This window comes from Micromonospora sp. LOL_014 (assembly GCF_048060245.1).
Classification (GTDB): Bacteria; Actinomycetota; Actinomycetes; order Mycobacteriales; family Micromonosporaceae; genus Micromonospora_E.
In genome coordinates this window covers 45,568-72,482 of record NZ_JBHMIP010000002.1, presented here as the reverse complement: position 1 = coordinate 72,482, position 26,915 = coordinate 45,568, and the positions used below count along the sequence as shown (strand labels likewise).

General features: G+C 72.3%; 28 protein-coding genes and 2 pseudogenes. 18 read left to right on the top strand and 12 right to left on the bottom strand.

Features of this window, described 5'->3' with window-relative positions:
* Positions 1–81 precede the first annotated feature (81 nt).
* Positions 82–1,329: pseudogene (locus ACFHW1_RS02040) on the top strand (glycosyltransferase); the annotation flags it as partial.
* Here the strand turns inward: ACFHW1_RS02040 and ACFHW1_RS02035 are convergent.
* From ACFHW1_RS02035 to aroA, 4 genes are all read right to left on the bottom strand, one after another.
* On the bottom strand, positions 1,305–2,393 hold the full coding sequence (locus tag ACFHW1_RS02035; RefSeq protein ID WP_416614774.1) for a hypothetical protein: 1,089 nt from the start codon (positions 2,391–2,393) through the stop codon (positions 1,305–1,307). The pseudogene ACFHW1_RS02040 and the gene ACFHW1_RS02035 overlap by 25 nt on opposite strands.
* Positions 2,394–2,477: 84 nt before the next feature.
* Entirely contained in the window at positions 2,478–3,269 is a 792-nt protein-coding gene (hisN, locus tag ACFHW1_RS02030; protein WP_123605243.1) for a histidinol-phosphatase, read from the bottom strand.
* 66 nt (positions 3,270–3,335) lie between these two features.
* The gene (locus ACFHW1_RS02025; protein WP_416567591.1) at positions 3,336–4,538 is read right to left on the bottom strand and encodes a ribosome small subunit-dependent GTPase A; all 1,203 of its coding nucleotides are present in this window, start codon (positions 4,536–4,538) and stop codon (positions 3,336–3,338) included.
* On the bottom strand, positions 4,511–5,809 hold the full coding sequence (gene aroA / locus ACFHW1_RS02020) for a 3-phosphoshikimate 1-carboxyvinyltransferase (RefSeq protein WP_416552306.1): 1,299 nt from the start codon (positions 5,807–5,809) through the stop codon (positions 4,511–4,513). The genes ACFHW1_RS02025 and aroA overlap by 28 nt, the downstream gene beginning before the upstream one ends.
* 48 nt (positions 5,810–5,857) lie before the next feature.
* On the opposite strand from aroA, the gene ACFHW1_RS02015 reads away from it, so the two are divergent.
* The 5 genes and pseudogenes from ACFHW1_RS02015 (at position 5,858) to rsrA (ending at position 9,482) form a co-directional block, all read left to right on the top strand.
* The gene (locus ACFHW1_RS02015; protein ID WP_416552307.1) at positions 5,858–6,628 is read left to right on the top strand and encodes an SOS response-associated peptidase; all 771 of its coding nucleotides are present in this window, start codon (positions 5,858–5,860) and stop codon (positions 6,626–6,628) included.
* Positions 6,629–6,879: 251 nt separating this feature from the next.
* Positions 6,880–7,275: a WhiB family transcriptional regulator gene (locus ACFHW1_RS02010; RefSeq protein WP_416552308.1), complete on the top strand. Its 396-nt coding sequence runs from the start codon at positions 6,880–6,882 to the stop codon at positions 7,273–7,275.
* A 50-nt stretch (positions 7,276–7,325) separates the two neighbouring features.
* Positions 7,326–8,039: an alpha/beta family hydrolase gene (locus ACFHW1_RS02005; protein ID WP_416552309.1), complete on the top strand. Its 714-nt coding sequence runs from the start codon at positions 7,326–7,328 to the stop codon at positions 8,037–8,039.
* Between the two features lie 451 nt (positions 8,040–8,490).
* A pseudogene (locus tag ACFHW1_RS02000) lies at positions 8,491–9,192 on the top strand (sigma-70 family RNA polymerase sigma factor); the annotation flags it as partial.
* A 5-nt stretch (positions 9,193–9,197) separates the two neighbouring features.
* A complete protein-coding gene (gene rsrA / locus ACFHW1_RS01995; RefSeq protein ID WP_278174373.1) occupies positions 9,198–9,482 on the top strand; it encodes a mycothiol system anti-sigma-R factor in 285 nt (94 codons plus the stop codon).
* A 49-nt stretch (positions 9,483–9,531) separates the two neighbouring features.
* Here the strand turns inward: rsrA and ACFHW1_RS01990 are convergent, their stop codons facing one another.
* Positions 9,532–9,606, bottom strand: coding sequence for a 50S ribosomal protein bL37 (locus tag ACFHW1_RS01990; RefSeq protein ID WP_370461611.1), 75 nt, complete (start codon positions 9,604–9,606; stop codon positions 9,532–9,534).
* 222 nt (positions 9,607–9,828) lie between these two features.
* On the opposite strand from ACFHW1_RS01990, the gene ACFHW1_RS01985 reads away from it, so the two are divergent.
* On the top strand, positions 9,829–10,044 hold the full coding sequence (locus ACFHW1_RS01985) for a biotin/lipoyl-binding carrier protein (protein WP_416552310.1): 216 nt from the start codon (positions 9,829–9,831) through the stop codon (positions 10,042–10,044).
* Between the two features lie 87 nt (positions 10,045–10,131).
* Here ACFHW1_RS01985 and ACFHW1_RS01980 read toward each other — a convergent pair whose 3' ends face one another.
* A complete protein-coding gene (locus tag ACFHW1_RS01980) occupies positions 10,132–11,868 on the bottom strand; it encodes a tetratricopeptide repeat protein (RefSeq protein ID WP_416552375.1) in 1,737 nt (578 codons plus the stop codon).
* A gap of 303 nt (positions 11,869–12,171) precedes the next feature.
* On the opposite strand from ACFHW1_RS01980, the gene ACFHW1_RS01975 reads away from it, so the two are divergent.
* The 6 genes from ACFHW1_RS01975 (at position 12,172) to ACFHW1_RS01950 (ending at position 18,485) form a co-directional block, all read left to right on the top strand.
* Positions 12,172–13,224 (top strand): SIS domain-containing protein, encoded by a 1,053-nt coding sequence (locus ACFHW1_RS01975; RefSeq protein WP_416552311.1) that lies wholly within the window; start codon positions 12,172–12,174, stop codon positions 13,222–13,224.
* 40 nt (positions 13,225–13,264) lie between these two features.
* Complete coding sequence (locus ACFHW1_RS01970; RefSeq protein ID WP_416552312.1) at positions 13,265–14,782, top strand: histidine kinase N-terminal domain-containing protein; 1,518 nt, start codon at positions 13,265–13,267, stop codon at positions 14,780–14,782.
* Positions 14,783–15,108: 326 nt separating this feature from the next.
* On the top strand, positions 15,109–16,800 hold the full coding sequence (locus tag ACFHW1_RS01965) for a nitrite/sulfite reductase (RefSeq protein WP_416552313.1): 1,692 nt from the start codon (positions 15,109–15,111) through the stop codon (positions 16,798–16,800).
* Positions 16,801–16,819: 19 nt separating this feature from the next.
* Positions 16,820–16,984 (top strand): hypothetical protein, encoded by a 165-nt coding sequence (locus ACFHW1_RS01960; protein WP_416552314.1) that lies wholly within the window; start codon positions 16,820–16,822, stop codon positions 16,982–16,984.
* Positions 16,981–17,742: a phosphoadenylyl-sulfate reductase gene (locus ACFHW1_RS01955; RefSeq protein WP_416552315.1), complete on the top strand. Its 762-nt coding sequence runs from the start codon at positions 16,981–16,983 to the stop codon at positions 17,740–17,742. Before ACFHW1_RS01960 ends, ACFHW1_RS01955 begins: the two co-directional genes overlap by 4 nt.
* Positions 17,724–18,485, top strand: a complete 762-nt coding sequence (locus ACFHW1_RS01950; RefSeq protein ID WP_416552316.1) for a sirohydrochlorin chelatase — start codon at positions 17,724–17,726, stop codon at positions 18,483–18,485. The genes ACFHW1_RS01955 and ACFHW1_RS01950 overlap by 19 nt, the downstream gene beginning before the upstream one ends.
* A gap of 119 nt (positions 18,486–18,604) precedes the next feature.
* On the opposite strand, the gene ACFHW1_RS01945 is transcribed toward ACFHW1_RS01950, so the two are convergent.
* Both ACFHW1_RS01945 and ACFHW1_RS01940 read right to left on the bottom strand, forming a co-directional pair.
* On the bottom strand, positions 18,605–18,862 hold the full coding sequence (locus ACFHW1_RS01945; protein ID WP_123605230.1) for a WhiB family transcriptional regulator: 258 nt from the start codon (positions 18,860–18,862) through the stop codon (positions 18,605–18,607).
* Between the two features lie 424 nt (positions 18,863–19,286).
* Positions 19,287–20,237, bottom strand: coding sequence for a diacylglycerol/lipid kinase family protein (locus tag ACFHW1_RS01940; RefSeq protein WP_416552317.1), 951 nt, complete (start codon positions 20,235–20,237; stop codon positions 19,287–19,289).
* A 42-nt stretch (positions 20,238–20,279) separates the two neighbouring features.
* Between ACFHW1_RS01940 and ACFHW1_RS01935 the strand changes: the two genes are divergently transcribed.
* Positions 20,280–20,669 (top strand): hypothetical protein, encoded by a 390-nt coding sequence (locus ACFHW1_RS01935; RefSeq protein ID WP_416552318.1) that lies wholly within the window; start codon positions 20,280–20,282, stop codon positions 20,667–20,669.
* A gap of 49 nt (positions 20,670–20,718) precedes the next feature.
* Here the strand turns inward: ACFHW1_RS01935 and ACFHW1_RS01930 are convergent, their stop codons facing one another.
* Entirely contained in the window at positions 20,719–21,132 is a 414-nt protein-coding gene (locus ACFHW1_RS01930) for an ATP-binding protein (RefSeq protein WP_416552319.1), read from the bottom strand.
* 188 nt (positions 21,133–21,320) lie between these two features.
* Positions 21,321–21,728, bottom strand: a complete 408-nt coding sequence (gene sodN, locus ACFHW1_RS01925; RefSeq protein WP_123605226.1) for a superoxide dismutase, Ni — start codon at positions 21,726–21,728, stop codon at positions 21,321–21,323.
* A gap of 109 nt (positions 21,729–21,837) precedes the next feature.
* On the opposite strand from sodN, the gene ACFHW1_RS01920 reads away from it, so the two are divergent.
* From ACFHW1_RS01920 to ACFHW1_RS01910, 3 genes are all read left to right on the top strand, one after another.
* Positions 21,838–22,167 (top strand): S24/S26 family peptidase, encoded by a 330-nt coding sequence (locus tag ACFHW1_RS01920; RefSeq protein ID WP_416552320.1) that lies wholly within the window; start codon positions 21,838–21,840, stop codon positions 22,165–22,167.
* Between the two features lie 139 nt (positions 22,168–22,306).
* Positions 22,307–23,473 (top strand): NAD(P)-dependent malic enzyme, encoded by a 1,167-nt coding sequence (locus ACFHW1_RS01915; protein ID WP_416552321.1) that lies wholly within the window; start codon positions 22,307–22,309, stop codon positions 23,471–23,473.
* 63 nt (positions 23,474–23,536) lie between these two features.
* Complete coding sequence (locus ACFHW1_RS01910; protein ID WP_416552322.1) at positions 23,537–24,490, top strand: zinc-binding dehydrogenase; 954 nt, start codon at positions 23,537–23,539, stop codon at positions 24,488–24,490.
* Positions 24,491–24,515: 25 nt separating this feature from the next.
* On the opposite strand, the gene ACFHW1_RS01905 is transcribed toward ACFHW1_RS01910, so the two are convergent.
* The gene (locus ACFHW1_RS01905; RefSeq protein WP_416552323.1) at positions 24,516–25,478 is read right to left on the bottom strand and encodes an alpha/beta hydrolase family protein; all 963 of its coding nucleotides are present in this window, start codon (positions 25,476–25,478) and stop codon (positions 24,516–24,518) included.
* Positions 25,479–25,570: 92 nt separating this feature from the next.
* Between ACFHW1_RS01905 and ACFHW1_RS01900 the strand changes: the two genes are divergently transcribed.
* A complete protein-coding gene (locus ACFHW1_RS01900; RefSeq protein WP_416552324.1) occupies positions 25,571–25,741 on the top strand; it encodes a hypothetical protein in 171 nt (56 codons plus the stop codon).
* A 52-nt stretch (positions 25,742–25,793) separates the two neighbouring features.
* On the opposite strand, the gene ACFHW1_RS01895 is transcribed toward ACFHW1_RS01900, so the two are convergent.
* Entirely contained in the window at positions 25,794–26,912 is a 1,119-nt protein-coding gene (locus tag ACFHW1_RS01895; protein WP_416591450.1) for an acetate/propionate family kinase, read from the bottom strand.
* Between the last annotated feature and the right edge of the window lie 3 nt (positions 26,913–26,915).

Here is a 26,915-nt window from a genome sequence, read left to right as displayed (position 1 = left end):
GCTCGTCGGAACCGGAGGAATCCTCGTACCGCAGGGGTTAGAAAGAACCGCTAGCACCCGTGACGAGCAACGGAGGTGAAGATGCGCGTCGGTCTGGTGTCTGCCCACGACGGAGCTGCGATGGGTCACCCCGTACACCGTGACCTCGCACAGCGTGACCGCGCACAGCGTGACCCCGGACGTCTCGACACCGCCGGGCAGCCGGTCACCGGCACCCGGCAGCACATCGCCCGGCTCGCCACCGAACTGGCTGCTCTCGGTCACGAGGTCCGGGTCTACCAGCGGCGGACCGGGCCGGGCGAGCCGGACGGCGAGTCGTCGGACGGCTACCAGCTGATCCGGGTGCCGGTCGGTCCGCCGACCCGGCTGGGCACCGCCGACCTGCTGGCCCACCTGCCGGAGTTCAGTCGCTGGCTGGCGGGTCAGTGGGACGACGGGGAGTGGACGCCGGACGTGGTGCACGGGCACTTCTGGCCGGGTGGTCTCGCGGCGGCCAGCGCGGTCGGCCGCAGCCGGATCCCGCTGGTGCAGACCTTCCACAGCATCGGTAGTCAACAGCAGCGGCAGCTGGGTACCGGCTACCAGGGTCCGCGGCAACGGATCGCGCTCGAGCAGGCGCTGTGCCGGGTGGTCGACGCGGCCGTCGCGCAGTGCACCGAAGAGGTGGACGAACTGGCTCGGATGGGACGTGACCGCGCATCGGTCGCGATGATCCCACCTGGAGTGGACACCACACGGTTCGCGCCAGACCCCGCGCCGCCGGTACGGCGGCGTCGCCGGCTGCTCGCCGTCGGCGACCTCACCCCCGGCTCCGGGCATGACGAGCTGATCGGCGCGCTCCGGCTGGTCGGCGACGTCGACGTGCTCATCGTCGGCGGGCCCGACCGGGCCGAGCTGGTTGGGCATCCGGACGCCCGGCGGCTGCGGGATGTGGCCACCCGGTACGGGGTGGCCGACCAGATCGAACTGCTCGGGGCGGTACCGGCCGGGGAGATGCCGCAGCTGTACCGGTCGGTCGACGTGGTCGCCTGCACCAGTCGGTACGTGCCGGTCGGCACGGTGGCATTGGAGGCGATGGCGTGCGGCGTGCCGGTGGTGGGGTACGCCCACGGCGGGGTGGCCGACTGCGTGGTGGACGCGGTGACCGGTCGGCTGGTGCCGCCCGGCGACGTCCGGGCGCTCGGCGTCGCGCTGCGGCGGCTGCTCGCCGACGAGGCCGAGCGGTTCGCGTACGGGCACGCGGCCGTCGACCGGGTCCGGTGCCGGTACGGCTGGGACCGGACCGCTGCCGCCATCGAACGGCTTTACCAGCGGGTGCTCGGGTCGCGCCACGGCGGCCCGGTGCCGGCCGGGTCGAGCGGCGTCGTTACGGGGCAGTTGCCCGACGGTGATTCGGTCGAGCCGGTCGACGTGGAGATCGATCTGGCGGCGATCGATGCCACGGCGCCGCTGGAGGCGACCGCGCCGGCGGAGGCGACCGCCACGCCGGTCCGGGCCGGCTGACCTGTGCTGTCGGTGTCTGGCCCGCCGCTGACCCTAACCGGCCGGCCTGCCCGGCCTGGGCCGCCGGCCCAGGCCGGCTGTGCCGTCTCGGGTGCGTGCTGAGTCGTCGCGTACCGGGTCAGGCCGAGCACGGCGGCCAGCGTGATGAGGAAACCGACCGCGGCCAGCCATTCGCGTCCGGGCCAGATCTTGTCGTTGAGTAGCAGCAGGCCGACGATGGCGGCCGGGACCGCGCCCGCCGCGTCCATCGCAGCGATGGCGGCGGTGACCGAACCGCGCTGCATCGCCAGGCCGATCAGCCACTGACCGATGGCTGAGTGCGCGATCAGCAGGTAGAGCAGCGGCTCGGTGACCAGGTCGCGGTAACTGGCGGTGCCGGCGAGCGGCCGGGAGGCGACCGCGGCGGCGGAGAAGGCGAACCCGGCGAGCAGTCCGAGCAGGACGGCCGCGGCCGGGCCGTCGAGTCGGGCCGCCCCGGCACCGCAGGCGGCGATCAGCAGGCCAGCGAGGGCGATGACGGCCACCGCACGGGGGCCGAGTGGGTGCGCCGGCGCGGGTCGGGCGGCGACGACCAGCGCGGTTACTCCGACCAGCAGCAGCACCAGCAGGACTACCTCGGCGGTCGGCAGCCGCCAGCCCAGGGTCAGTACCCCGAGCAGCGCCGTCACGCCGAGAGCGGCGGCCACGCTCGCCTGGACCAGGAACAGCGGCAGGTCCCGCCGGGCGAGGAAGGCCAACACGAAGGCGAGGCACTGGCAGCCGAGGCCGATCAGGTACACCGGCTGCCGGGCGAGTCGCAGCAGCAGACCGGGGTCGAAGCAGCGACGGACCGTGGTGCGGGCGGCGGCCACCGCCTGGAAGAGGTGTGCGACGCCGTACGTGGCAATCATCGCCGCGAGGAAACACCAACCGGTCGACGTCACCCGGCGAGGATAGACGGTCGCTCGATCTGCTCCACCTGAGACCGGCTGCGGTCAGCTGAGCCGGTGCAGCAGATCGGAGTGCAGCCTGCCGTTGCTGGCCACGGCGCTGCCGCCGGCCGGGCCGGCCCGGCCGGTCAGGTCGGTGAAGGTGCCACCCGCCTCGGTGACGATGGGGATCAACGCGGCCAGGTCCCACAGTGACAGCTCCGGTTCGACCATCGCGTCCACCGCGCCCTCGGCGACCAGCATGTAGCCGTAGAAGTCCCCGTAGGCCCGGCTGCGCCACACCGACCGCATGATGTCCAACATCGCCGGTAGTCGCCCGGACTCCTCCCAACTGGTCAGCGAGGAGTAGCAGAAGCTGGCGTCGGCGAGGCGGCGGACCCCGGAGACCTGGATCGCGGTCGCGGCGGCCGTGTGCCGTCCTGCGTACGCTCCGTGACCGATCGCGGCCCACCAGCGTCGGCCCAGCGCCGGTGCCGAGACCAGGCCGACCACCGGCTGGTCCCCCTCCATCAGGGCGATCAGCGTCGCCCAGACCGGTACGCCCCGGATGAAGTTCTTGGTGCCGTCGATCGGGTCGATCACCCACTGCCGGTTGCCGGGCCCCGCCGCCGCGACCGACGCGCCGAACTCCTCACCCAGCACGCCGTCCCGGGGTCTGGTCCGGGCCAGGGTGGCGCGCAGCGCCTTCTCCACGGCGGTGTCCGCGTCGGAGACCGGTGTGAGATCCGGCTTCGCTTCGACCCGCAGGTCGAGCGCCCGGAACCGGGCCATCGACATCGAGTCTGCGGTGTCGGCGAGTAGATGGGCGAGGGAGAGATCGTCGGCGTACCGGGCCATGGCGGGAAAGGTATCTGATTACTCACCGCAATGGTCGGATGTCCCACCGCGTAAGGTCCGGCCCGCTCACCCGCGGGTCGCGCTACGGCCGGTCTCGGTATCCCCGGACCGCGAGTCCAACAGCCGCCGGTACGACGCCAGCCGGCGCGGATCGGCGTTGCCGGCCGCCACCCAGCCGGCCAGCCGGCACTGGCCGGCGTCGCCGGTGTGCTCGCAGTTCGGCGGGCAGTCGAGGCTCCCCTCGACCAGATCGGCGAAGCCGTGCAGCAGGCTCTCGGCCGACACGTGGGCCAGCCCGAAACTGCGTACGCCGGGCGTGTCGACGATCCATCCGGGGTCGCCGGCCGGAACGACCCGCGCGTCGGCCCGACTCCCCGCACCGGCACCGTCGTCGGCCGACGTGTCGGCCTCGTCAGGCGACGCGCCGGAGTACGGCAGCCGCAGGGCTACCGCGCTGGACGAGGTGTGCCGTCCCCGGCCGATCGCGCTGACCGTGCCGACCGCTCGTAACGCCTCCGGCACGAGCCGGTTGACCAGCGTGCTCTTGCCTACCCCGGAGTGCCCGACCAGCACCGACAGTCGACCGGCCAGGCGGTGCCGCAGGTCGGCCAGGTCACTGCCGGGTCGGCACAGCACGTACTCCAGGTCGAGGTCCCGGTAGTAGTCGACGACCGGCGCCGGGTCGGCCAGGTCGGCCTTGGTCAGGCAGAGCAGCGGGTCGATCCCGGCGTCGTACGCGGCGACCAGGCAACGGTCGATGAATCCGGTCCGGGGCGGCGGGTCGGCCAACGCGCTGACGATCACCAGTTGGTCGGCGTTGGCGACGACCACCCGCTCCAGCCGGCCCTCCGGGGTGGTTTCGTCGTCGTCGGCGGTACGGCGCAGCACCGAGGCCCGTTCGTCGATCCGGACGATCCGGGCGAGACTGCCGGCGTCACCCGAGACGTCGCCTACCAACGCGACTCGGTCGCCGATCACCACCGCGCGCCGACCGAGCTCCCGGGCCCGCATCGCGGTCACCACCGGAGGCGGGTCGGCGACCGGCTGCGGAGCCTGCGGGCCGGTGAGTACGCAGCCGTAGCGGCCCCGGTCGACCGTGACCACGAAACCGTCGACCGCGTCGTCGTGCGCCGGCCTGGTGCGGGTACGCGGCCGGGACGACCGGCGCGGTCGTACCCGCACGTCGTCCTCGTCGTACTCCCTGCGCCTGCCGGCCAGGATCTGCTCCTCTCCCGTCGCGGTCAGTCTCCTGCCGCCACCGCCGACCATAGTGCCGGAAATTCCGGCAGCGTCTTGGCCGTGCACCCGACGTCGGTCAACTCGACGCCCGGCACCGCCAGGCCGAGCACAGCGGCGGCGTGCGCCATCCGGTGGTCGTCGTAGGTGCGGAACACTGCGCCGTGCAGCGGTTTGGGGGCGATCTCCAGCCCGTCGGGCAGCTCGGTCACCGCGGCGCCGAGCCCGGTCAGCTCGGCGGCGAGCGCCGCCAGCCGGTCGGTCTCGTGTCCACGGATGTGGGCGACGCCGGTCAGCCGTGACGGCGCGTCGGCGAGCGCGGCGAGCGCGGCGAGCACCGGAGTGAACTCGCTGACCTGGCGCAGGTCGACGGTGACGCCGCGCACCGTGCCGGTGCCCCGGACGGTCAGCCCGTTGCCGTCGACCGTGACCGAGCCGCCGAGCTGCTCGATCAGCTCGATCAGCAGGCCCACCGGCTGGGCGCTCTGCGCCGGCCAGTCGGCCAGCGTGACCGTGCCGCCGGTGACCAGCGCGGCGGCGAAGAAGGGCAGCGCGCCGGACAGGTCGGGCTCGATCGGCCAGTCCCGCCCGCGCAGTTCGCCCGGCTCGACCCGCCAGGTCTGTGGCACCGAGTCGTCCACCACCGCGCCGGCGGCGCGCAGCATCTCGACGGTCATCGCGATGTGCGGGGCGGACGGCAGCACCGCCCCGGTGTGTCGGACCAGCACCCCGCCGGTGAACCGGGGCGCGGCCAGCAGCAGCCCGGAGACGAACTGGCTGGACTTCGAGGCGTCGACCTCGACCGCACCGCCGGTGACCTGTCCGGTGCCGTGCACGGTGATCGGCAACCCGCCGGTCGGCGCGGCGTCGATGCGCAACCCGAGGTGGCGCAGGCCGTCGAGCAGCGGGCCGAGCGGGCGAGCCCGGGCTTGCGGGTCGCCGTCGAAGGTGACCGGACCGTCGGCCAGCCCGGCCACCGCCGGCAGGAACCGCATGATGGTGCCGGCGAGGCCGACGTCGACGTGTGTCGGGCCGTGCAGTGCGGCCGGGACGACCGGCCAGCGCTGCGCGGAGCCGGTCTCGATCCCGGTGCCCATCGCGGCCAGGCCGGCGGCCATCAGCGTGGTGTCCCGAGCCCGGAGCGGGCGGACGACGCTGCCGGGGGCGGTGCCGAGCGCACTCAGCACCAGGGCGCGGGCGGTCATCGACTTCGAGCCGGGCAGTCGGAGGGTGGACCGGATCGGCCCGGCGGCGCGGGGTGCGGTCCATGGCTGGTGCGGCGGGACACTGCTGAGTTCAGGCACCCGTACAGTGTGCCAACCACGCCGGGCCGACCAACTAGCCTGGGCACCATGTGCGGGCGGTACGCGACCACGCGCAGCGCGGCGGATCTCTCCGCGTTGTTCGAGGCGCTGGACGACACGGGCGGCTCGCTGGCGGCCGACTACAACGCGGCACCCACCGATCCGGTGCCCATCGTGCGGCTGTCCCGAGGTGACCGGACCGACCAGCCGCAGCCGGTAGCCGAGCCGGCGGTTGCCCGACGGGTGGTGAGCGTGGCCCGGTGGGGCCTGGTGCCGCCGTGGGCGGCCGACCCTCGGATCGGCACCCGCATGATCAACGCGCGGTCGGAGACGGTCGCGTCCAGTAGGGCGTTCGCGCCGTCGTTCGCCCGTCGTCGCTGTCTGGTGCCGGCCGACGGCTGGTACGAGTGGGTACGCCCGGCCGGTGTCCGGCGCGGTGGCGGGCAGCCGTACTTCATGACCCCGGTCGACGGCCGGGTACTGGCGTTCGCCGGTCTCTGGTCGGTTTGGGGCCGGCCGGACCCAATGATCACGAGCAGTGTGATTACCACCGCGGCGGTCGGGCCGCTCGCCGAGGTTCATGATCGAATGCCGCTGTTGCTGCCGGAGGACCGCTGGGCCGAATGGCTCGACCCGGAAGTGGACGGCACCGCCCTGCTGGCTGCGCCGAATGACAATTACCTGGACTGCATCGAGATTCGGCCGGTGGGTACGACGGTGGGCAACGTCCGTAACAACGGCGCTGAACTGGTGCGACGGGTAGCTCCGGGGAGCGGGTCGGGGCCGGCCGGTCCGGCGCCGCATCCGGAGCTCTTCTGAGCCTGCGGATGGTACCGCTCCCAGGCTCGGCGGTGACGCCGGGGTCCTACTTCCGGTGATCAGCCGACCGCGCGGGCGGGGGTTTGCCAGTGTTGGGACCGAATCGCCGGGACGTATTTTCCCCAGAATCGATGCAGGCCCTTGTCTATGCCTGCCGAAGTGCGATAGAAACCAGCGCCGACAGTGGATTCCGATTCGCCGCAAACCAACGACGTTGATCATTGTCTTAGATCCCACGGGGGAGGTGGGTAATGACCCGGGCGCGAATGCCCCGTCCACATGAGGTCGCAGCCGCGCGGCGCGACCCCAGGCTGCTCACAGCGATGGCGGAACGCCGCCTCGACGAAGCCTGGCGGACTCGCGGGGTCTGTCAGAGCGTCGACCCGGAGACGTTCTTCCCCGCGCCGAGCGAACCGGCCGATGCCGCAGTCGCGCTCTGCCGTACCTGTCCGGTCCAGGGGCCGTGCCTGGCCTGGGCACTCGACGCCGGGGACAGCCACGGCGTCTGGGGGGCGACGACCCCGCGGGAACGCCGAGCCATGCAGGTGGCCTGGCGGGGCTCCGGCGATGGTCCGGATCCCGGTCCGGTCGACGAAGCCGGCCCGCCGGTCCGCGACCGGTTACTCACCCTGGTGCCGCTGAGCTGATCGGGGCGTTGCCAGGCGGGTACGCCCGGCGACCACGGCACAATGGTCCGGTGAAGCGAAGCGACCCGGACCAGCCGAAGGCGATGGACCCGGGTGAACCGGTGGGCCGGGGCGAGCCGGCCGACCCGGGCGCACCCGTGGACCCGAGCGCTGACCGGCGGTCGGTGCCGACGCCGCGCGGCACCGCCTGGGTCGACCTGACGGTGCCGCCGGTGCCCCCGGCCGGTCTGCTGGTGCTCGGGCACGGTGCCGGCGGTGACGTGACCGCCGCCGACCTGTCGGCGCTGCGCTCGGCGGCGTCCCGGGCAGCGGTGGCGGTGGCCCTGGTCACCCAGCCGTACCGGGTCGCCGGTCGGCGGGCTCCCGCGCCGGCACACCACCTGGACGAGGCCTGGCATGCCGTGGTCACCGAGACGGTCGCCGGATTCACCCCCGCGCCACCGCTGATCGTCGGCGGACGGTCCAGCGGCGCGCGGGTGGCCTGCCGTACGGCTGCGGCGGTGCACGCCGACGCGGTCGTTGCCCTCGCCTTCCCGCTGCACCCGCCCGGGCGGCCGGAGCGGACCCGGGCGGACGAGCTCGACACCGGCCGGCCGACGCTGGTGGTGAACGGCGATCGCGACCCGTTCGGGGTGCCGCCCCCGGCGGCCGGCCGCGACGTGGTGATCAGGCCGGGTGAACGGCACGATCTGCGGGTCGACCCGGCCGGCACGGCCGACGTGGTGGTCGACTGGCTGGTCCGGCACGGCTGGGCGGGCCGGTGACCGCACGCCCCGGGCCGTGTCCGGTGCCCGGTAGCCGTCGTTGCATCGGATGTCCGCGACGCCGAGCCGGCGTCCGGAGCGCCGCGGTGGCGACACCGCCGCGGGAACTCCCAGGCCCTTCCCGGTTCCGGAGCCCGTCACCGGGTTCCGGGGCCGGGACGGGTTGGAATGCGTCACCACCCGGCCCGCGTTACTACCCCGGGAGCTCAGTCTCGACGAAGGGGTGGAACCGGTGCGCATCCACATACGCGGCGCGACGCAGCCCGCGGGCCAGCACGACGGGGGCCGTCGGCTGCGGGACGCCTTCGAATGGTCACCCGAGTTGCGGCCCCTGGAAGGGCTCGCCGCGCCGGGGCCGTTCCGACCCCATGGACCGGTCCGGCCGGCGTCAGCCACCCGGCGGGTCGGTGAGTCGACCTTGCGCCGGACAGGTCAGCCTGCCACACGACCGGTGAGTACGGGCACACCTGGCCGAACCGCGACGGCCGGTCAGCCTTTGCGCGTATCCTCGGCGGGACAGTCGAGGGGGGACGAGCGGTTGACCCGATCAGAGCGGACAGACGAGCGGCGCGCGCGGTTCGAGCGTGACGCATTACCCTTCGTCGATCAGTTGTACGCGGCCGGGCTGCGGATGACCCGTAACCCGGCCGACGCCGAGGACCTGGTGCAGGAGACGTACCTCAAGGCGTTCTCCGCCTTCCACCAGTTCGAGGAGGGCACCAACCTCAAGGCCTGGCTCTACCGCATCCTGACGAACACCTACATCAACTCCTACCGTCGGCGGCAGCGCCAGCCGGTGCAGGCGCCGACCGAGGAGATCACCGACTGGCAGCTCGCCGCCGCCGAGTCGCACACCTCCAGCGGACTGAAGTCCGCCGAGACCGAGGCGCTGGAGCGGCTGCCGGACAGCGATATCAAGCAGGCCCTGCAGCAACTGCCGGAGGATTTTCGGCTCGCCGTCTACCTTGCCGACGTCGAGGGCTTCTCCTACAAGGAGATCGCCGACATCATGGGGACTCCGATCGGGACGGTCATGTCCCGGTTGCACCGCGGGCGGCGGAATCTGCGCGGGATGCTGGAGCGCTACGCCTCCGACCGAGGCCTCAACCGGGTCCATTCGACCAAGCCCGCCGCGGCCGGCCAGGAGGTGTGACGATCGTGCAAGGCGGTGACTCGTTCGACCAGGACTGCCGTCAGGTGCTCGCCGAGGTCTACCTGTACCTGGACCTGGAGTGTGCCGAGGAGCGGCGGGAACTCATCCGGCACCACCTCGACGAGTGCTCCCCGTGCCTGCGGGAGTACGGCATCGAGCAGGAGGTCAAGGCACTCGTCGCGCGTTGCTGTGGCAACGAGACGGCGCCGGCCGAGTTGCGGGACCGGCTGCGCGCCAAGCTCAGCGAGTTCGTGTTCGACACGGACTCGCGGGAGTACCTGCCGGACTGACCCTGCTGCGGGCCGCCGGTCGGGTGGCCCGACCGGCGACCCACCGGCATCAGGAGTTGGGGCGCTTGCCGTGGTTGGCGGCGCTCTTCTTACGTGCCTTCTTCTTACGAGCCTTCTTGGCCATCGGTCCTCCCGTCGGACGGTGTCTCCCGTAGACCGGGAGCTGACCCGTTGATGCTAGGCCGGTCCGGTGAGCGGCATGCGCGACGGGCACGTCATTGGATACCTTTCGCATGTCGCAACCGGCACATCGGGACGGGCCGGTGGTTACGGGACGGGCCGGCCGGTGGGCCGGCGCGAGGGATGGACCGGCCGGCGAGCCGGGCGTACGGAGGAGGGTCGGCCGATGGCCGAAGAGATCCGGGCCGAGATGGTAGCCAACGTCTGGAAGGTGGTGGTCGCCGCCGGTGACACCGTTTCCGACGGCGACACCCTGGTGATCCTGGAGTCGATGAAGATGGAGATCCCGGTGGTCGCCGAGTCCGACGGGGTGGTGCAGAAACTCGCCGTCGACGAGGGCGACGTGGTCCAGGAAGGCGACCTGATCGCGGTCATCGAATAGGTTTCTCGCGGACCGGTCGACTTCTTGCGGACCGGTCGACTTCTTGCGGACCGGTCGGACGGGAGATCGCGTGCGGCCGGACGGGGATCAGGCTCGGCCCAGCAACCGACGGATCAGACCGGGCCGGCGCTGGCGTGGGATTCGCGCCGACCGGCCGGCGATCCGGCGTGCTGTGCTGGCGGTGTCCGGGTCCAGCTCCGGGGTCGCCAAGGCCAGCTGGGCCAACGACCACAGGATCGGCACGGTACGGTGCCCGGCGACCTCCACCGCGTCGGCGAGCCGCTCCGCCACCACCCGGGCCACGTCCGGGCGTACCTCCGGATCCACCCAGGCGGCGGTGACCAGGGCGAACAGTGCGGCCTCGGCGGCCCAGTCCTCGACGCCCCAGGCCACGTCGACGAGCACCCGGCGCCGGGTCGAGCCGGGCCAGGGTTCGTCGGTGCGGTGGTGCAGCATGCCCAGGCAGGCCCACACCTGCACGCACCGCAGCCAGCCGGCCGGGTCGGTGCCGGCCGGATCCGCCGGCGGCGGTGGGTGTACCAGCAGGCCGAGCAGGTCGTCGGCGTCGAGGGTGGCCAGGATCACCGCGCTGTCGTACGCGGCCGGTGGGTGGTGCCAGACCGGCTGGGCGATCTGCCGGATTCGCTCGCACGCCTGCGGCGACGGGTGGTCCAGCGCCGGGTCGGCCTGCCAGCCGGCGTAGCGCCAGAGCTGCCGTACCGAGGTGCGGCGTGGCTGACGGGGATCCGGTGTCGGGGTCCGCTGCACGGTGACCGGTAGCCCGGGCAGGGCCGTTCCGAGCAGCCGCATCGCGCTGGGCGGCTCCGGCTGGCGCAGCGACAGCCGGGTCGGCACCAGCCCACGGGTGAGTGCCCGTTCGAGAGTGGCGACCACCGGTCCGCCGGCCGCCGGCAGCCGGGCCAGCCAGGGCCGGTCGTGACAGCACTCGGCCAGGTCATGGTGTTCGTGCGAGTCGTCCGGGTGGTCCCGCTGGAAGTCCGCCAGGGCGATCAGATGGCGCAGGTCGCCGTCCCGGCGGTAGCGCAGCCGGTACGCGGTGTGCACCGCGCAGTCGAAGGTGGGGTTGCGGGCCAGCGCCCGCTCGATCCAGTCGATCGCCTCGTCGAGGCGTCCCGCGTCGGCGAGGGTGCCGGCGATGTCGGCGTAGATGGACAGGTCGTCCGGGTCGTGGGCGCTCGCTCGGCGCAGGGCGGCGATCGCCGCACCGGTGCGCCCGGCGCTGCGGTACGCGTACCCGAGCCACACCTCGGCCAGCTTGGACGGCTCGGCGCGGACCCCCTGGCTCGCCCAGTCGAGCGCGGTGGCGATCTCCCCGAGCCGCCGGGCCAGCGCTGAACTGGCGCCGAGCAGCAGGCCGTGGTCGGGGTGTGCGGCGGTGGCGTGCCCGGCGAGCCGCAGGTACGGCAGCAGGGGCGGCCGGTCGGCGGCGGGTACCGGGTCCGGCACGCTGGCGCAGATCTGCATCAGCACGATGGCGATCTGGTCCGGGTCGAGCCGGGCCGGCAGGTCCTCGGCGCCAACCCAGGGCACCCCGGCCCAGTCCAGGGTCGGCGCGTGCCCGGTCGCGGCGGCCAGCAACTCGAGCCCTTCGCCGGCCCGGCCGGCGGCGGCCAGCAGATGCGCCCGGGCCACCACGGCACCGATGAAAACCTGCTCGTCCAGTGGGAACAGGTCGAGACCTCCGCCGGTGCGCGCAGCCAGCCGGGTGAGCATCTCATGCACCTCGGGCATGGTCGGCGCGTGTGTGATCGCACCGGCGACGTGGTCGGCGGCGTGCCGGTAGTCACCCTCGTCGAGTGCCATCCGGGCCAGTGCCAGCTCGCCCTCGGCCGCCAGCCGCGGGTCGTGCAATCCCTCGGACACGTTCTTCCGATCCTCGTAGCTGATCGTCCCCCCTGGCTCCGGCAGCCTAGGGCACGAAGCGCCAAACGTCGCACCCCTGCGTATTGCTGCTCGCTTCGTTGCCCGCAGCGGCTATAAAGTGCAAGAATGATCACCGTTCGAGCTGGACCGCGCAGACAGGGAGGCGTCGTGACGCAGCGGAAGCCAGTTTCGGACCAGCCTGGGACGGCTGACGGGACAGGTACCGCCCGGCCTGGCATTGGGATGGCTGCCGACATCGCCGAACAGCCGACCGGATACGCCCGCCTGCTGCAGCCGGCGTACGCCAACCCGATCGCCGAGGTGGCGGCGGCGATCGCCGGCCGCCGCCCGCGTCACGTGGTGTGCACCGCCCGGGGCACCTCCGACCACGCCGCGCTGTACGCCGCGTACCTGAGCGAGATCCGGCTCGGGCTGCCCGCCGGGCTGGCCTCACCGAGCGCCGTGACCCTCTTCGGTGCCCGCCCCGACCTGCGGGACGCGCTCGTCGTCGGGGTCAGCCAGAGCGGCGGCTCACCGGACCTCGCCGAGGTGTTGGCGGTGGCCCGGGAGCAGGGCGCGCTGACCGTGGCGGTGACCAACACCCCCGAATCGCCGCTGACCGCCGCCGCCGAGCTCACCGTCGACATCGCCGCCGGCTTCGAGCGGGCGGTCGCCGCCACCAAGACCTACACCGCCGAGCTGCTCGCCCTGCTGATGCTGGTCGAGGGGATCCGCGCCGGTGACGGGGCGTTGCCGCCCGCCGAGCGGACCGCCCTCGACGCCCTGCCCGCGCTCGCCGAGCGGGTGCTGACCGATTCCACTGCCGCCGAGCTGGCCCCGCGCTACCGGTTCGCCGCCCGGCTGGTCACCACGGGGCGCGGGTACGGATACCCGACCGCGCGGGAGACCGCCCTGAAACTGATGGAGACGTCGTACCTGCCGGCGCTCGCCTTCTCCGGAGCCGACCTGCTGCACGGCCCGCTGGCGATGACCGACCCCGACGTACCGGTGCTCGCCGTGGTCGGCTCCGGGCCCGGCGGCACCGCCATGCGCGACGTGCTGCGCCGACTCGGCGAACGGCGGGCCGACGTACTCGCCATCGGGGCCGGGGCTGCCGCCATCGGGAGCGGCCCGACCGGCCCGGCCGCGGTGATCGGGGTGCCCGACGTCGATGAGCGGTACGCGCCGCTGCTGGACATCCTGCCCGCGCAGCAGTTGGCCCTGACTCTCGCGCTGGCCCGGGGCGAGGACCCGGACGCGCCCCGTGGGCTGGCCAAGGTCACCTCCACCCGGTGACGGCTGTGTCCGCGCCGCCGCCGCATGGCAGGCTACGAGGGTGTCCACCCTGCGTGATCTTGTCGAGGAGCACACCTCCCTGGGGCCGGTCGACATCGACCACCTGCACCGGCTCGCCGGAGAGTGGCAGCTACTCTCCGACCTGTCCTTCGCTGACCTGCTGCTCTGGGTGCCGGTCGACGCCGACAGCTCGTTCCTGTGCGTGGCCCAGGTGCGGCCCACCACGGCGCCGACCGCCTACCAGGACGACCAGGTCGGGCGGACGGTGGACGGCCCGGAGGTGGCGCACCTGACCATCGCCTACGACCAGGGTCGGATCTGGCGCGAGGGCGACCCGGTCTGGTACGGCAACACGCCGGCCCGGCACGAGGCGATGCCGGTCCGGATCCGCCCGGCCGTCGGGGAGACCGGGCGGGTGATCGCGGTGGTCGGCCGGGACACCAACCTGTCCACCGCCCGCAGCCCCAGTCAGCTCGAACTGAACTACCTGACCACCGCCGACGACCTCGCCCAGATGGTCGCCGACGGCACCTTCCCACCGGCTCGACACCCGGGCGAGACCACCTCGGCGCCCCGGGTCGGCGACGGGCTGATCCGGCTGGACGCCAGCGGCAAGACCACATACGCCAGCCCGAACGCCCAGTCGGCGTTTCGCCGCCTCGGCTTCTCTGCCCACCTGGTGGGTGAGGACCTCGCCGCGCTGTGCCACCGGCTCGCCGACGACCCGCTGGAAGGCACCGACGCGGCCAACCGGATGCTGGCCGCGCTGCGCGGCGAGGCGCCGGCCCGCAAGGAGATCGAGGCCCGTGGCGCCACCATGCTCACCCGGGCGCTGCCGTTGATGCCGGCCGGCGTGCCGATCGGTGCGCTGGTGCTGGTCCGCGACATCACCGAGGTACGCCGCCGGGACCGGGCGCTGATCACCAAGGACGCCACCATCCGGGAGATTCACCACCGGGTGAAGAACAACCTGCAGACGGTGGCGGCGCTGCTGCGGCTGCAGGCCCGTCGGGTGGAGCAGCCGGCGGCGCGGGCGGCCCTGGAGGAGTCGGTACGCCGGGTCGCGTCGATCGCCCTGGTGCACGAGACCCTCGCCATGTCCAGCGACGAGGCGGTTGAGTTCGACGGCATCCTGGACCGGGTCGCCAGCGCCGCCACCGAGGTCGCCGCCACCGAGGTCGAGGTGGTGATGCGCCGGGAGGGCACCTTCGGCGTACTGCCGGCGGAGATCGCCACCTCACTGGTGATGGTGCTCAACGAGCTGCTGCTCAACGCGGTCGAGCACGGCTTTTCCCCGGCCGGCGAGGGCGGCGGAGGGTCGCCGTCGGCCGCCGAGGTGATGGTGACGGTGCACCGGTTCCGCAAGCAGCTGCACGTAACGGTCGTCGATAACGGTCGGGGTCTGCCGGCGGAGTTTGACGCGACCGTGGGCGGCCGGCTCGGCCTGCAGATCGTGCGGGCCCTGGCCACCGGCGAGCTGCGCGGCACCATCGAGCTGCGCAACCGCGCGGGCGGCGGCACCGAGGCGGTGCTGGTGGTCCCGCTGACCCGCAGGTGATCCCCGGACCCCGTCGGCCCGCAGGTGAGCCGGCCCACAGCCCGCCCGTCATGTGGGACATGGCTACGGTGCGCTGGTCTGACCGGTACGGATGTGGCAACATTCGTGCTATGACCGCTGCCGTTGAGCGCCGCTTCGTGGCCCGCCGCCACGTTGATTACGGCCGCGTCCGCAGCGCCATCTGTCCGGCCGACTGAGGCACGCCCGACCTTTTTGTGTTCCGGGCGGCATTCCGCGCCGGCCTCCTCCCTGGCCCACTCGTCGACGACGACGCAGGCGCCCGTGCCGCCCACCGAGATCGACCCGCAGACACGGAGGACGCCGCGATGGCGCGCAGCAGCACCCCGACCCGACCCGGCCGCCGGCGCGGCGAGGGACAGTGGGCGCTCGGGCACCGCGAGCCGCTCAACCCCAACGAGCGGTCCAAGAAGGACGACGATCCGCTCAATGTCCGGGCCCGGATCGAGACCATCTACGCCCACCGGGGGTTCGCCTCGATCGACCCGGCCGACCTGCGCGGCCGGTTTCGCTGGTGGGGCCTGTACACCCAGCGCAAGGCGGGCATCGACGGCGGGCGTACCGCCGTGCTGGAGCCGCACGAGCTGGAGGACGAGTACTTCATGCTCCGGGTGCGTATCGACGGTGGCCAGCTGAACCTGGCTCAGCTGCGTACCATCGCCGACATCTCGCAGCGGTACGCCCGAGACACCGCCGACGTCACCGACCGGCAGAACATCCAGCTGCACTGGATCCGGGTTGAGGACATGCCGGCGATCTGGAAGGCGCTTGATGACGTCGGGCTGGAAACCACCGAGGCGTGCGGCGACTGCCCCCGGGTCGTGCTCGGCAGCCCGGTCGCCGGCGTTGCCGCCGCCGAGAAGATCGACCCCACCCCGGCGATCGACGAGATCGTCCGCCGGTACGTGGGCAGCAAGGAGTTCTCCAACCTGCCCCGCAAGTTCAAGTCGTCGATTTCCTGGCTGGCCGACACGCCGTACGAGGTCAACGACATCTCGTTCGTCGGTGTCGATCACCCCGACCACGGCCCCGGGTTCGACCTGTGGGTCGGTGGTGGGCTGTCCACCAACCCGATGATCGCCCAGCGGCTCGGCGTCTGGGTGCCGCTGGCCGAGGTGCCGGACGTGTGGGCCGGCGTGGTCGGCATCTTCCGCGACTACGGCTACCGTCGACTGCGGCACCGGGCCCGACTGAAGTTCCTGGTCGCCGACTGGGGCACTGAGAAGTTCCGCGAGGTGCTGGAGAAGGAGTACCTGGGCCGCACCCTGCTCGACGGGCCGGCTCCGGAGCTGCCGGCCAAGCCGATCGACCACATCGGGGTGCACCCGCAGGCCGACGGCCGCCGCTACGTCGGGGTCGCTCCGGTGGTCGGGCGGGTTTCCGGCAGTCAACTCGCCGCCTTGGCCGACCTGGCCGCCGAGCACGGCTCGGACCGGGTACGGCTCACCCCGTACCAGAAACTGCTGGTGCTCGACGTCGCGCCGGACCGGGTCGAGTCGCTGGTCACCGGGATGCGCGCGATCGGCCTGGAGGCCAGGCCGTCCACCTGGCGGCGCGGCACGATGGCCTGCACCGGGATCGAATTCTGCAAGCTGGCCATCGTCGAGACCAAGCGGCGCGGCGAGGAGCTGGTGGCTCACCTGGAGCAGCGACTGGCCTCGGCCGGCCTCGCCGAGGACGCCGACATATCGATTCACATCAACGGCTGCCCGAACGCCTGCGCCCGAACCCAGGTCGCCGACATCGGGCTCAAGGGCCAGCTGGTCGTCGGGCCGGACGGCCAGCAGGTCGAGGGTTACCAGATCCATCTCGGCGGTGGCCTGGGCATGGCCCAGGGGCAGACCGCCGGCTTCGGGCGCAAGGTGCGGGGTCTCAAGACCACCGCCGACGAGCTGCCCGAGTACGTCGAACGCGTGGTCCGCCGCTACCTGGCCGGCCGTACCGACGGCGAGACGTTCGCCAGGTGGGTCGTCCGGGCCGACGAGGAGGAGTTGCGATGAACGAGCGAGGTGAGGTGTGGTGAGCACCGGGACACGCGCGGCACCGCTCTACTGCCCCTACTGCGGAGAGGAGAACCTCCGCCCGCACGCCGACGCGCACACCGCCTGGGAGTGCCACGACTGCGCCCGCGTCTTCACCGTCAGGTTCACCGGACTGCTGGCCCGCAGGGAGGTGTCCCGATGAGCCCGGTGCTCGCCGCCGACCTGAACCTGATCCGGCTCGGCCCGGCCGCCGACCGGCCGCCGACCCGGCGCAGCCCTGCCGAGCTGCGGGCTCTCGCCGAACACGCCGGTCGGGAGTTGGCGGGCGCGCCGGCCGAGGAGGTCGCCCGGTGGGCGGTGCAAACCTTCGGCGACCGGTTCTGCGTGACCAGTTCGATGGCGGACGGAGTGCTGGCGCATCTGGTCTCCCGGGTGGCGCCCGGCGTCGACGTGGTCTTTCTCGACACCGGTCTGCACTTTCCGGAGACGCTGCGGGTCCGCGATCAGGTGGCCGCGACCATGCCGGTGAACTTGCGGTCGATCCGGCCCCGGATGACCGTCGGCCAGCAGGACGGTGAGTTCGGTCCCCGGCTGTTCAACCGGGCGCCCGACGAGTGCTGCGCGCTGCGCAAGGTCGAGCCGCTGGAGCGGGCGCTCGGCGACTATGACGCCTGGGCCGCCGGGCTGCGCCGTGACGAGTCGCCGACCAGGGCCAACACCCCGGTGGTCGGGTTCGACGCCCGACGCGGCCGGGTCAAGGTGAATCCGATCGCGGCGTGGACCCAGGCGGACGTGGACGCCTATGTGTCCCGGTGGAACATCCCGGTCAACGAGCTGTTCAAGCAGGGCTATACCTCGATCGGCTGCTGGCCGTGCACCCGGCGCACCACCGCCGGCGAGGACCCACGGGCCGGCCGCTGGGCGATGTTCGAGAAGACTGAGTGCGGCCTGCACTCATGACCGGACCGATCGTGCTGGTGGCGCACGGCAGCCGGGACCTGCGGGCCGCGACGGTGACCCGGGCGCTGGTTCGGGCAGTAGCCGCAGCCCGGCCGGGGGTCGACGTCCGGGCCTCCTACCTGGACCACGCCGGACCACGCCCCGGGACGGTACTGGCCGACCTGCAGGCTGCCGGCTATCCGGAGGCGACGGTGGTGCCGCTGCTGCTGACCGAGGCGTTCCACGGCCGGACGGACATTCCCGAGGTGGTGCGGGCCGCGTACCGGGACGGGTTGCGGATGCCGGTGACGACGACGCAGGTGCTCGGCCCGTCGGTCGGCTCCGGCGCGGTGGACCCGCTGTTGACGGCCGGGCTGCGGCGGCGACTCGCCGAGGCCGGCTCCGGCTGGGACGCCGTGGTGCTGGCTGCCGCTGGCACCCGGTCGGCTGCAGCCCGGGAGACGGTGGCGGTGGCCGCGACGGCGTTCGGTGCCGAGGTCGGGGTGCCCTGCGTCGAAGGGTTCGCGTCGGCGGCACCGCCGACCGCCGGGGCGGCGGTCGAAACCCTGCGTGCGGCGGGTGCCCGGCGGGTCGCGGTGGCCGCGTACTTCTTGGCACCGGGCCTGCTCTACGACACGGCGATGGCGTCGGCCCGGCAGGCCGGCGCGGTCTGTGCGGCGGCACCGCTGGCCGGCGCGCCGGAACTAGCCCGGCTGGTACTGCGGCGGGTCGACCGGGTGGCCGCGCCGGTACTGATTAAGTGAGGCGCCGCGCACCGCAGCGGTTGCCGGGTCACGGCAGCCGGAGTGCAGGTACGTACGACGGCGCCCCGGGGACAGCCCCGAGGCGCCGTACGAACGTCGCTTGGTGGTCGTCGGGTGGGTCAGGCAGTTTGAGCGCGCAGGACGCGCAGTCCGCCGCGACGCTTGACGGCGCGCCGCTCCTCTTCACTCATCCCGCCCCAGACGCCAGCGTCCTGTCCGGACTCCAGCGCCCACTGCAGGCACTGGTCGGTCACGGAGCAGCGCCGGCAGACAGCCTTGGCCTGCTCGACCTGCAGGATCGCGGGGCCGGACGTCCCGATCGGGAAGAACAGCTCCGGGTCCTCGTCGCGGCAGACAGCATGGTGACGCCAGTCCATGGCGGCAACACTCCTCATTCTGGATCGGTGGCGGTAAATGCTCCGGTTTTTCTTTATGCGCCCGCGCAGTCGGCCACAACGGATTGCATCCGTCGGATCGGCAGCGCGTGAGCAGGCGTAAGCCTGTGGAACGTTGCTCCTAGCTGCCGCGTGGCGAGCGCATCCAGGCAACGTCCCGGGTGAATCGGTCCGCTTGTGAATACTTTCACGAACCCCTGCGATGTCAAGGGTAGCGCTCAGAAAAAGTCCAATCGGGTGAGCAACGTCACGACCTATTTGTCCGTTTTCTGACGCTCACCGACACCCGGAGTGCGACAGTTGAGAATCAATGTAGTACGGTCCGCGCCACAGTGCAGGCATTTCAGCCCCGTGTCTTCCGTGCCTCCGGTCACGCTCCGCAGTCGAAGCTCAGTTACGGAGCGTGTCAGAAGACCACCCGCAAGGCCCCTCGGACCGCCGTGAAACGGACTTTGAGCCGCTCCCCGAGATAATCGCCGTCGAGTTGGAAGGCCTGCGGTTGTGTTGCGGATAGCGTAAATTCGGACAAATCGTGCAGTTGGACGAGTTGGCGGCCGCGTGGATCCGGTCGGCTGGCGGCGATCTGGGCGAGAGTGCGGGTGGTGCTCGGCACATGCAATTGGCGAAGCGCCATCACGTCCAGGCCGAGATCGAAGGACGCCTCCGGATTCGGATTGATCGCCCGTTCACCTAAGAAGGTCCACGGCGCGGTGTTCTGGACCACGACGGTGGCGAGTTCGGCCGCCACCGGCTCGCCGGCCCGCTCCAACCGAATAGCCGGATGCCGCCGGTCCATGCCAATGAAGAACTCGCTGACCATCGAACGCAGGTAGAGCCCGACGGTCGACCGGCGCCCGCGCAGCCGGGCCCGCTCGACCTGCCGGATCACCGCCGCGTCCAGCCCCAGCCCAGCGCAGAAGGTGAAGTACCGGCCGTCGGCGCGGCCCAGACCGACGGTACGGAACCGCCCGGTCCGCAGACCCTCCAGCAGTACACTCGTCGCCTCCGGCCACTGCGGCGGCAGCCCCACCGCACGGGCGAAGACGTTCGTCGAGCCGAGCGGCACCACCGCCAGCGCCGGCAGCCGGTCCGCCGCCGGACCCGGCAGCGTCTCCCTCGCCGGAGCAGACGTCATCAGGCCGTTGACGGCCTCGTTCACGGTGCCGTCGCCGCCCAGCGTGACCACCACGTCAAAGTCGTCCTCAGCGGCCGCCCTGGCCAACGCGACGGCATGCCCGCGCCGGTGGGTGGACGCCACCGACAGGTCGACTTCGCTGCGCAGCGCCCGGACGATCACGTCCCGGGTGCGCTCGCTGGTGGTGGTGGCCTTCGGATTGACCACCAAGAGGGCCCGCATGGGCGGCACTTTATCGCGAGCTGTCGCGGGTATCGTGACGCCGTGACCATCGACGCACAGCCCACACCGGCGACCCTGCGGTGGGCGGTGTGGGCGTTGGCCGGGGAGGCGGTGGCCGTCGGGCTGGTCGCCGGCTACCTCGCGTACCAGGACGTCACCAGCGCCGCGACCGACCTCGTCTCGGCGCTGATCGTCACCGGGTTCGCCGTCGGCGGCGCGGTGCTGCTGGCGGTGCTGGCGCGTGCCGTGGCCCGCCGCCGCAGCGCGGCGCGGGCACCGGGCATCGTCGCGCAGTTGATGCTGCTACCGGTCGGCTATTACATGATCGTCGGCGGCCTGGCCTGGCTCGGCGTACCGCTGATCGCCCTCGGTCTGTTGGTGACGGCGCTGCTGGTGGCCCCGCCGACGACCCGGGCCTTCGGGCTGGAGTGACCAACCGAACACCGGCGGGACAACCGCCGGTGGAGAACTTTTTGCGGGGTCAGCGGCCGCCGGACCGGCGGGTGAGCAGTCTGATGCTGGCCTGGCCGCTGCTGGCGGTCGCCGACGCCGAGCTGGTCAGCGCCCGGAGCACCTTCCAGGCGAAGGAGGAGTCCGGTGGCAGTCGGGCACCGCGTACCGTCGCGACGGCGACCTCGACGGTCAGCGCGTCGTCGGTCACCGAGAACCGGCACTGCAGGTCCGCGTCGCGGGCGGCGACGGCGAGCAGCATGGCGCAGGCCTCGTCGACCGCGATCCGTAGATCCTCGATCTCGTCCAGCGCGAAGTGCAGGCGTGCGGCCAGCCCGGCCGTCGCGGTACGCAGCACGCTCAGGTAGCCGCCGTCGGCAGGCACGGTGAGCAGCACCACGTCATCGTCGACGGTCGGCTCGGATTGTGTGACCAGCGAACTCATCCCGGATACCCCCGCCTGGACTCTACCGGTTGACGTCTATCCCTGCGGTGTCATCCGGAGTGATTCGTCGTCCGACCGAGCCGGGCGGGTGGTACGCGGCACCTGCCACGCCTCGGCTGTGGCAGGGCGGCTCGTGCCCGGCGGAACCGGCCGGCCGGTGCGCATCGCGCACCGGCCGGACCGACAGATCATGCCTGCTTGGTCTCCCAGAAGATCTTCGCGATCTCGTCGATCTTGACCAGCAGCTCGTCCGCCTTGGCCGGGTCGACCGACGCCTTGGTCCCACCGCCGCCACCGGCGAGCTTGGTAGCCTCGTTGAACAGCTGGTGCAGCTGCGGGTACTTCTCGAAGTGCGGCGGCTTGAAGTAGTCGGTCCAGAGCACCCACAGGTGGTGCTTGACCAACTCGGAGCGCTGCTCCTTGATGATCAGCGCCCGGGTGCGGAACTCCGGGTCGGTGTTCGCCTGGTACTTCTCCGCGATCGCCTTGATGGATTCAGCCTCGATCCGGGCCTGCGCCGGGTCGTAGACGCCACAGGGCAGGTCGCAGTGGGCGCTGACCACCGTGCGCGGAGTAAACATGCGTAGAAGTCGCATCAGGACCCTCCGTGTGTTGGCCGGCGGCACGATCGCCGGCACGCGTAAGCTGGAGGATGATCCTCCCTGCCGACCCTATCGCGCATCGGGCTCGCGGACCTGGCGGGAGGTGCAAGTGCTTTCACCACTGTTCGCCGTGCTCGTGCACGGACCATCGATGGCCCCTACCTTGCGGCACGGCGACGCGCTGCTGGTCCGCCGGGGCGGGCGGGCGGTCCGCCCGGGGGACGTGGTGGTCGCCACCTTCCGGTCGCGTCCCGGACTGCTGGTGGTCAAACGGGTGGTACGGGCCGAGTCCGGCGGTTGGTGGTTGCGCGGGGACAACGATCTGGTGACCGACGACTCACGCGCCTTCGGTGTGGCCGACGTGCGTGGCCGGGTGCTGTGTCGCTACTGGCCGCGGCCACGCCGGGTGGGCCCGGGTCGCCGACTGCTGTGAATCACTTCGCAGGAAATCGTGCTGTGTGACACTATGCTCGACACGGAATCCGGGTGACCCCCGCAGCGCCTCGCCGGTCAACGCTGACCTCGCGCCGAGCCGGCGGCTATTTGTCACGCTCAACGGCTCTGGAGTCACCATGTCTACTGTGGCAATTTCTGACCCGGTCTTCGACCTGCATCGGGGCGGCAAGATGGCGATCATGCCCACCGTCGCGCTGGCCGACCGGGAGGACCTTTCACTCGCGTACACGCCGGGGGTGGCCCGGGTGTGCGAGGCGATCGCCGCCGATCCGACCCTGGTCGACGACTACACCTGGGTGTCGCACACGGTCGCGGTGGTCACCGACGGCACCGCGGTGCTTGGCCTCGGTGACATCGGCCCACGCGCCGCGATGCCCGTCATGGAGGGCAAGGCGGTGCTGTTCAAACAGTTCGGCGACGTCGACGCGGTGCCGATCTGTCTGGACACCCGGGACATCGACGCGATCGTGGCGACGGTCACCGCCCTGGCGCCATCGTTCGGCGGGATCAACCTGGAGGATATCAGCGCGCCACGCTGCTTCGAGATCGAGCGCCGCCTCGACGAGGCGCTGCCGATCCCGGTCTTCCACGACGACCAGCACGGCACTGCGATCGTGGTGCTGGCCGCCCTGCGCAACGCGGTCGCCCTGCTGGACCGCAAGCTCGGCGACCTGCGGGTGGTGATCAGCGGTGCCGGCGCAGCCGGCGTCGCGGTGACCCGGATGCTGATCGCCGGCGGCGTCGACCCGGCGAAGACCGTGGTCTGCGACTCGCGCGGCATCATCCACTCCGACCGGGCGGACCTCACCGGCGTCAAGGCCGAGCTGGCCGCGATGACCGCCGCCTGTGCCGGTGGCATCGCCGACGCGCTGGTCGGCGCCGACGTGCTGATCGGCCTCTCCGGTGGGCAGATCGACGAATCGGCGGTCGCCGGCATGGCACCCGGCGGGGTCGTCTTCGCGCTGGCCAACCCGACGCCGGAGGTCCACCCGGAGATCGCCCACCGGTACGCCGCCCTGGTGGCCACCGGCCGCAGCGACTTCCCCAATCAGATCAACAACGTGCTGGCCTTCCCCGGCGTGTTCCGGGGGGCCCTGGACGCCGGTGCCACCCGGATCACCGAGGGGATGAAGGTGGCCGCCGCCGACGCGATCGCCGGCGTCGTGGCCGACCTGCTGCAACCGGAGGCGTTCGTGCCGTCGGCACTCGATCCTCGGGTCGCGCCGGCGGTCGCCGCGGCGGTCGCCGCCGCCGCCCGCCGCGACGGCGTCGCCCGTCGCTGACCTGCCGTGCCGGCCGGAACGCACGGCGCGCCGGCCGGCACCACGGCTGCTAGCGTGCGGTGCATGCGAGCTGTCTTCGCCTCGACCGTCGACGCCGACGACCCGCTTGCCGCGCTGCGCGTCGGTGAGCTGCCCGAACCGGACCTGCCCGCCCCGGACTGGACGGTGGTCGAGGTCCGGGCCAGCTCCCTTAACCACCACGACCTGTGGTCGCTGCGCGGCGTCGGGCTGCCCGCCGACCGGCTGCCGATGATCCTCGGTTGTGACGCCGCCGGGGTCGACGACGCCGGCAACGAGGTCGTCGTCCACTCGGTGGTGCCCGATCCGGCGGACCCGCGCGGCATGTCGATCCTGTCCGAGCGCTACCCGGGCACGTTCGCCGACCGGGTAGCGGTGCCCCGGTCGAACCTGATCCCGAAACCCGCCGGGCTGACCTTCACCGAGGCGGCCTGTCTGCCCACCGCCTGGCTGACCGCGTACCGGATGCTGACCACCCGGGGCCGGGTCGACCAGGCCGAGTCGGTGCTGGTCCAGGGGGCGGGCGGTGGGGTGGCGACCGCGGCCGTGGTGCTGGCCGTCGCGTTGGGCAAGCGGGTCTACGCGACCAGCCGGGACGCCGAAAAGCGGGAGCGGGTGGCCGCGCTCGGTGCCACCGCCCTGGCGCCGGGCAGCCGACTGCCGGAGCGGGTCGACGTGGTGATTGAGACCGTCGGTGCGGCCACCTTCGACCATTCGATGAAGTCCGCCGCGCCCGGTGCCCGGATCGTCGTGTCCGGTGCCACCAGCGGCCACCTGCCCGCCGTCGACCTGCGCCGGGTGTTCGCCATGCAGCTGGAGATCCTCGGCACCTCGATGGGCACTCCCGACGAGCTGCGGGATCTGCTGGCGCTGTGCGCGCAGCGGGGCATCCGGCCGGTCGTCGACACCGAGTACGGCTTCAGCGAGGTGCGCGACGCGTTCACCCGGCTGCACGCCGGTAGCACGTTCGGCAAACTGGTGCTCGACCACCCGCGTTGACGAGCCGCATCACCAACGGGCCGGGTCAGAGCTGGTCGTCGAAGACGGCGATCCCGGCCGGCGGGTCGTCGGCCAGCCGCTGCCGGGCGGCGTCGTCGCCGTACAGCGTCCACCGCAGGAAGTCGGTGCTGGTGCCGAGCACCACGTCGTACGCCGGGTTGCCGGGCCGCAGCAGCGACTGACCATGGTCGCCGTCGGGCAGGCTCAGCATCGCCTTCGGCCACGGCACCCGGTCGTACGCAGCCTTGCCCGACGCGTACGACACCACCTCGTCCAGCTCGCCATGGATGAACAGCTGCGGGGCGGCGGCCCCGCTGAACGCCGTACCGACGCCGAGCGCGCTGCCGGCCAGCACGACGCCGGCGTCCAGCCGGTCGTCCCGGGCGGCGGTGAACAACCCGACGGTGGTGATACCACCGGCCGAATGTCCGGCGGCGGCGACGCTTTCGACGTCGAGCCGGCCGGCGAACTCGTCACCGTCGCGGCCGTCGAGCGCCAGCAACTCGTCCAGTACGTGCGACGCGTCGGCCGGCTGGTTGAGCACGTCCAGTGCGTTGCCACCGGAGCCGCCCTGGCTGGTGAACGGGTAGGTCGGGGCGGCGACGACGAACCCGGCCGCCGCCCACTCGGACAGCACCGTACGGTAGTCGGCCGGCTTGCCGCCGAGGCCGTGGCTGAACAGCACCACCGGGTACGGGCCGTCCCCGCCGACCGGGTACCAGACGGTGACCGGCAGCGGCCGGTCACCACGGTTCAGATCAAGGGTGCGGGTCCCGACGTCGAGTCGCCGCGTCGGTGCCGGTCGGCCGGGCCGCTGGTCAGGCTGCGCCGACGTCGAGTCAGGCTGTCCCGCCGCCGCAGCGGTCTGCGTCCTCGTCGGGTCGTCGGCCACCGGGCCGGGCGCGGCGGCGGTGCCGCATCCGGCCAGCGAGGTGGTGAGCAGACCGACGATGAGCAGGCCGGCTACCGCCGGACGGAAGTCACGCATTGGACGATTGTTGCCGGCATCCGCCGAGTCGACCACCGGCTCGCGCCAGCCGGTCGTGGCAGCGTCCGGCCGACTTCGCTAGGGTTTTCGTCATGTCTGACGAGTACGTCGATCCGAGCGGCAACACCGAGGCCTTCCGGGCCTTCCAGACCTCGCCGCAGCCGGTCGCCGACCAGCCGTCCCGGCTGCCGCTGATCATCGGTGTCGCGGTCGCGGTCGCGGTGGCGATCGTGGTCGCGATCGCCCTCTGGCTGGTGCTCTGATCCTTCGCTGGCCGGCCCCGACCCGGCACCCGTGACCCGGGTCGGCCCGGAGTCAGCCGTTGGTCAGCACCGCCCGCGTCTGACTGGCGATCTCGTACTCCTCGTCGGTGGGGACCACCCACACCTGCGCCGGCGTGCCGTCCGGGGAGATCATTCGCTCGCCGCGACCCTCGTCGTTGCGCCGCGCGTCGACCTGGACACCGATCCGGTCGAGCCCGGCCAGCGCCGCCGCCCGCACCGGGGCGGCGTTCTCGCCGACCCCGGCGGTGAAGACGATCGCGTCGACCCGACCGAGCAGTGCGTGGTACCCGCCGACGTAGAACCGGATCCGGGCACAGTAGATGTCGAAGGCGAGCCGGGCCGCCGGATCCCCGTCGGCGCGGCGGCGCAGCACCTCGCGCATGTCGCCAACCCCGGTCAGCCCGACCAGGCCGCTGCGCTGGTTTAGCAGCCGGTCGACGTCGGTGGTCGACCAGCCGGCCACCCGTTCCAGGTGAAACACCACCGCCGGGTCGAGGTCGCCACTGCGGGTGCCCATCACCAGACCCTCCAACGGTGACAGCCCCATCGAGGTGGCCACGCTGCGGCCACCGGCCACCGCGCAGGCGCTGGCCCCGTTGCCCAGGTGCAGGGTGATCACATCGACGTCGGCCGGTGCCCGGCCGAGCAGGGCGGCGGCCCGCCGGGACACGTACGCGTGCGAGGTGCCGTGGAACCCGTACCGGCGGATGCCGTACCGCTGCGCGGTGTCGGCGTCGATCGCGTAGCTGGCCTGCTCCGGCGGCAGGGTGCGGTGGAAGGCGGTGTCGAAGACCGCGACCTGCGGCACACCGGGCAGCAGCCGGCGGGCCTGGGCGATCCCGATCAGGTTGGCCGGGTTGTGCAGCGGAGCGAGCGGCACCAGCCGCTCGATCTCGGCGACCACCTGGTCGGTGATCAGCGTCGGCTCGGCGAACCGGACACCGCCGTGCACCACCCGGTGCCCGACCCCGCCGAGCCCGGTCAGGTCGACCCGTTCGGCCATCAGCCGCAGCGCGGCCGCATGGTCGGCCGGCCCGCCACCGGGCTCGCCGATCCGTTCCACGGTGCCCTTGTCGACCACCTTGTCGCCGTCGAAGAGCTGGTATTTCAGCGACGACGAGCCGCAGTTGAGCACCAGGATCCGGGCCACGTC